Source organism: Oscillibacter sp. CU971 (assembly GCF_905219725.1).
In the GTDB taxonomy this organism is placed as follows: Bacteria; Bacillota; Clostridia; order Oscillospirales; family Oscillospiraceae; genus Oscillibacter.
This window is the reverse complement of record NZ_CAJMXG010000187.1, coordinates 1-5,878: the sequence shown is the minus strand read 5'-3', so window position 1 is coordinate 5,878 and position 5,878 is coordinate 1. Positions and strand designations below refer to the sequence as shown.

Here is a 5,878-nt window from a genome sequence, read left to right as displayed (position 1 = left end):
GAGCAGACCGCCCCGGCCCCCCAGCCCGTCATTCCCATTGTGCTGACCGGCAGAAACAACGCCGAGCGCATGAAAGAGATCACCGATAAACTGGAAGCCGGTATTCAGGCCCTTTTTGAGAGCGAACAGTATAAAAACTACCTCACCGCCATGTCCAAGTTCCACAATTACAGCTTCAACAACACCCTCCTGATCGCCATGCAGAAGCCGGACGCCTCCCTGGTGGCGGGCTACAACAAGTGGAAGGACGAGTTCGAGCGCCATGTGAAGCGGGGGGAGCGGGCCATCAAGATTTTGGCCCCGGCTCCCTACAAGGTGCGGCGGCAGGTGGAAAAGTTGGACGCCAGCGGCAGGCCCATTCCCGGCCCGGACGGGAAGCCGCTGACCGAGGAACAGGAAGTGACGGTTCCCGCCTTTAAGGTGGTGTCGGTGTTCGACGTGTCCCAGACCGAGGGCCGGGAGATACCCGACATCGCCGTGGACGAGCTGACCGGCAGCGTGGAGCGGTATCAGGACTTCTTCGCTGCCCTGGAGCGGACTTCCCCCGTCCCCATCGCCTTTGAGAACATCGAGAGCGGGGCGCACGGCTACTACCACCTGGAGGAAAAGCGCATCGCCATCGACGAGGGCATGAGCGAATTGCAGACCTTGAAAACCGCTATCCATGAGATCGCCCACGCCACCCTCCACGCCATTGACAAGGACGTCACGCCGGAGGAATTGGCCGACCGCCCCGACCGCCGCACCCGCGAGGTGCAGGCCGAGAGCGTGGCTTACGCCGTCTGCCAGCACTACGGGCTGGACACATCGGACTATTCTTTCGGCTATGTGGCCGGGTGGAGTTCCGGCAAGGAGCTGTCCGAGCTGAAAGCCTCCCTTGAAACCATCCGGGCCACGGCCAATGACTTGATTACCAAGATCGACGGCCACCTGGCCCAGCTTCAGCAGGAGCGGGAGGCCCGGCAGGAGCAGGCCCCGACCATCTGGAACGGGCTGGACGGCCTTATCAACGACAAGCCTTTCATGCCGGGGGTCACCCCGGAGCAGCAGGCCAACGCCCTGATGGACTTTGCCGAGCGCGACGGCCAGCGGCTGGGCAACGAGGAACGCCGCCTGATTGTGGATTATGCCAATGTGATCCGGGATTATCACAAGGTTGCCGACCTTATCAATGAGCTGTGCGAGGATGGCTATGAGTTACAGCACGGCGGCGTGGATATTGCGGTGAAAATGCGGGTGGAGCGTGAGATTGCGGAAGCGCCCCCGCTTCTCCTTGACCCGGACGCCGAGCCGCTGGTGACGGTCATTTGGAGCGAGAGCGCCGACCTGCGGGACGGGGAGCAGATGCCCCTTTCCCAAGCGGACGCCGTTTTCAAGGCTTTGGACGACGCCATGCGGGACGAACCGGGCTATGACAAGACCAAGTTTCGCATCGACTTCACCATGAACGGTAAGGCGGACAACTACGAGGGACGGCAGGATTTTGGCGACGGGGACGGTTCCCTGATCGAGCATATCCAAGGCTACCATGAGTATTACGCACAGGACGAAAGCTGGAAAAACCATGTGCTTCACCATGAGGGGCCGGAGGCATGGGAGGCGGACAAGGCCGAACGGGACATGATCTTGGGCGAGTTCGTTCCCTATCTGAAACTGCATTGTAATCTCTCCGCGATGGAACGGGAGGCCCAGCGGCCCTTACAGTCCGGGGAAACCCTGACCCCGGAGCAGACCGCCTACTTCAACGCCGTTCTGGACTATGTGCGCCAGTGCCGCCCGCTTCTCAATCAGGGCCAGTATCAGTTGCCGGAGCCGCCCCGTCTGGCCGACTTCGACGTGGACTTGCAGGAGTACAAGCAGCAGGTGGAGGCCGAGATCGCACAGGAAGCCGCCGCAGCCGGTATGACGGTGGAGGAATACGCCGCCAACGGCTACGAGCCAGCCGCCCAGCCGGAAACGGCGCAGACCACCGACACGCCCCCTGCCCCTGATACGCCGGAACCTCCCTCCCCGGTCTTGACGGAGTTGGAGAAAAAGGCCGTCGAGATCGCCAAGGGCTATGAAAATCTGCCCTTGCAGGAGAGGATAGATGTGATCGCCCGGACATTTGGCTGTACCACGGGCAAGATTGAGACATCCCCCTGTCGCGGCAAGTGGCGGGGGACAAGCGATATTTCCATCCGCTTTGACAACGGCGCTTCCCTGTGTATCGGCAATTACCGTACCCCGAAAGCCAAGACGGTCAAGGTGCAAAGTGAGTGCGTCAATGCTGTTCTGGTGCGGTATAACCCGGAGATCGTTCAGGCCACGAAAGAGGCCGCTATTCCCGCCCTGCTGCGGAAAGAGGAAAAGGACAACGCCATCGCCGCCGAAAAGGGCTTGAAGCCCTACACTTTCCTCAATGTGGAGCTGCACGACGGCGCGGACAACAAAAGCGGTTACATGGGCTGGTACTATGTGACCCTGGCCGTTGACGGGAAAATCTGCACCCATCTGGAAACGGGGCTGGCCCATGACATCGCCAGCGGCACGGTGAGCGACACCCCCACAAGAGAGAATTATTTTACAGCGGGGGCGCTGAAAGAAGATCAGGTTGACTATGTGATGAACAACGTGGGCTTTTCCTCCACCTCTGATCTGTACTCCCTGCCTCTCCATGACGATGTGCGGGAGCGGGCGGAACGGACGCTGGCGGAACGGGAACAGGCCCAAGCCCTGCCCACCGTGGAACCGACGCCGGAGGGCATTTCCGCCGAGCTGTACGACCTGATGTGCGCCTATGACCCGGAGTTTATGAAAAACTATGAAAACCGGGACGATCAGATCGGCGGGACTATCCGGGAAATGCAGGCGGTTGGCCCCACGTCCTTTGAGCTGNTGATCGTGGGCATCCGGGACGACGAACAGGCCCCCGCTGCTCTCCGGGAACGCGCCGCCGCCCTGATGGGCACCATCGACCGCTACAAGGAGCTGAACAACACCTTTTCCATCTACCAGATACGGGGCGGGCCGGAAACACGGGATTTCCGCTTTGAGCCGTATTATCGCCTGCTGGCGACCGGGCGGACGGTTGACCCGGCGAATTATGACCTGGTGTATACTGCCCCGCTTCGGGACACCGACACGCTGGAAAGCATCTACCGCCAATTCAACACCGACCACCCGGCTGACTTCAAGGGACACAGCCTGTCCGTTTCCGATGTGGTGGTGCTTCGCCACGGCGACCGGCAGGAGGCCCATTTCTGCGACGATGTGGGGTTCCGGGAAGTGCCGGAGTTCTTGCGGGAAAATCCCCTGCGTACCGCCGAGCTGTCCACCGAGCAGAACGAGAACATGATCGACGGTGTTCTGAATAATGCCCCGTCCCCCGGTGAGGTCGCGGCCAAGGAGAAAGCCGGGGAGCCGGTTGCCGGACAGCCGCCGCAGGCCGAGGCCCCGGAACAGTCGGAAGCCCCGGAGCAGGCCCCCGTCCGCTATTACACCATCAACGAGGAAGCGGCCCGCCGTGCCAAGACAGCCAATAGCTTTGACGACTACCGGCCCGGCAGCGCCACGGCGGAGTATCGCCGCATGGTAGACAAGGCGGTGGAGATCGCCCAGCGGCAGAAAACGCGGGTTGACCCGGAATTTCACGATAAGATAGACCAGCTTCTTGACACCTACGCCCGCCTGCTGGCGCAGAATATGAATAAGGGCTATGAGATCGCCGCCCGCGTCCCCTCCGTGATGATCGCCGGGCCTGCCAATTTCCCGGTGAAGAAAAAGCAAAAGCAGAACTCCGCCGATGATAAGAATATGCGGGAGTGGCAGGAGATACAGGGCTTGCTTGATAAAATCCGCAGTACGGGCATGGGCGGCATCAGCGCCGACGACCCCAACGCCATTGAGAAGCTGCAAGCCAAGCTGGAAAAGCTGGAAGCCACGCAGGAAATGATGAAAGCGGTGAACGCCTACTACCGAAAGCACAAGACGTTGGAGGGCTGTCCTCACCTCTCTCAAAAGAGCATTGAGGCGTTCCAGTCCGGCATGGCCGGGGGCGGCGTGAGAAGCCCCTTTTTGCCCTGGCAGTTGTCCAACAATAACGCCACTATCCGGCAAGTGCGGAGCCGCATTGAGCAGTTGACCCGCCAGCGGGAAAATGTCTTTGTGGGCTGGGAGTTCGACGGCGGCACGGTAGAGATCAACCGGGAGGCCAACCGCCTGCAAGTTTTCTTCGAGGGCAAGCCTGACGAGGCCACCCGGAACATCCTGAAAGAAAACAGCTTCCGTTGGTCGCCCAAGGCCGGGGCGTGGCAGCGGCAGTTGAACGATAACACTTTTTGGGTGGTTGACCGCATTTCGTTCCTGCGGCCCCTCTCCGGCGAGAAGCCCAGCGAGTTGCAGGCCAAGGCCCGGAAAGCACAGCAGGAAAAGCCCTCCATCCGGGCGCAGTTGAAAGCGGCCAAGGAGGGCCAGCAGCCGAAAGCCCCCGCAAAGGATAAATCGCAGGATTTGGAGGTGTAAAAGTTGCGGAAATATGAAAATGTGGACATCATCGCCTCCCTGGGGACGGTGATGGAGCTGAACACCGAGCATTACAAGAGCGATTTCAGCTATGACATTAAAATGTTCATGGAGGCGGCGCGGCATCCCACCGAGGAAAACACCCATCTGCTGTGGCTGTCCCGCCGCTGTGGAACCGAGTGCTTCCGGGAGCGTGACACCTATCTGAAAGAGAGCCAAGCAAGCCATACCTGGACGTTCCACGCCACCACGGGGGACAGCATTTTGGCCTACGCCGTGGAGATCACCGGCCTGCGGGACGGCAAGGTGATGGGTGATCTGTATGAGCTGGACTACCGCCAGCACGCCGCCAAGCTGGGGCAGCAGGCGCTTCCCATTCAGGAGGTCAGCCTGAAATTTGAGGATGGAACCGAAACCCGCTGTTCCTATGAGCAGTATAATCACGGTATCTATGGGATGGTGGCGGAGCATGGCAAGGTGGTGAGCAGGCACTATGAGCCGGAGAGCGAGGACGCCTTGCGTGGGCTTTTGACCGCCGCCCGCCAAGGCAGGCAGAAGAACCGTGCGGCCACGTTCAAGATCAAAATTGGCCGCAAGCCCTCTATCCGCAAGCAGCTTGCCGAGGCCAAGAGCGCCGCCGCCCCGAAAAAGGCCCCGGCCAAAACAAAAAATCAGGAATTGGAGGTAGGATGATGGTACATTTCACAGTTGAGGAAGAAAACCTGGTCTGTGTCTACTACAAGGCCGACCGGCGCAGGACGATGGGCCGCATGACCGCCGCTCTCCCCGATATGGACGGGGATATGCGGGCGTTGGCCCGGCAGACGATCAGGAAATTGGAGGCCATGACGAACGCCGACTTTGAGGATATGCGCTTTCTCTTTACGGACGAGTAACAGGGAACCGGCGCGGCAGGTTAGGCGCTGACAGGCAGCAGAATGGGTAATACGACCTGCGGAAAAGGTGCAGACGCGGAGCGGATGCACCTTTTCCGCAGGTGCCGCGAGCGGCCCGCCGCAGGCGGGGCGCTTGCGTAAACGGTAGACGCTGGGGGTATAGGGTAAGTAAGAGGGGGAATAGGACAGCCTTATACTTCGTCCTCCTGTTCAACAAGCTGAAATTTTGGAATTTCCTCAATCAAACGCAGGGTAACAGTCTGTTTCATATCTTCGTCCACATATTTCCTGACGGAACCATCCGGCCCTTTGACTTCTACGGTGCAGGCTTCTTCAATGTAGTCCGCATAGTGTGCCACCACCTTTTCAATCGCCCACGCTTCGCCAGCAACGGCGGCTTTGATGGTGGGATAGTCGATCAGTTCCTTTTCCTTATCCATCCTGAAAACCTCTTTATTCAGATTTGAGAGTATCATATA

Annotated in this window: 4 protein-coding genes; 3 read left to right on the top strand and 1 reads right to left on the bottom strand. The window is 59.7% G+C overall.

All coding sequences use genetic code 11. The annotated features are described in order from the left end of the window. The 3 genes from JX325_RS11880 to JX325_RS11870 form a co-directional block, all read left to right on the top strand. On the top strand, nt 1-4,503 hold a 4,503-nt coding region (locus JX325_RS11880), incomplete at its 5' end, for an LPD25 domain-containing protein (protein ID WP_204791326.1). A 3-nt stretch (nt 4,504-4,506) separates the two neighbouring features. Further along, nucleotides 4,507-5,196: a hypothetical protein gene (locus tag JX325_RS11875; protein ID WP_204791325.1), complete on the top strand. Its 690-nt coding sequence runs from the start codon at nt 4,507-4,509 to the stop codon at nt 5,194-5,196. Next, nucleotides 5,196-5,399 (top strand): transposon-transfer assisting family protein, encoded by a 204-nt coding sequence (locus tag JX325_RS11870; protein ID WP_204791328.1) that lies wholly within the window; start codon nt 5,196-5,198, stop codon nt 5,397-5,399. Before JX325_RS11875 ends, JX325_RS11870 begins: the two co-directional genes overlap by 1 nt. A gap of 191 nt (nt 5,400-5,590) precedes the next feature. Here JX325_RS11870 and JX325_RS11865 read toward each other — a convergent pair. Beyond that, the coding region (locus JX325_RS11865; RefSeq protein WP_243414066.1) for a helix-turn-helix domain-containing protein at nt 5,591-5,878 on the bottom strand (288 nt) is incomplete at its 5' end.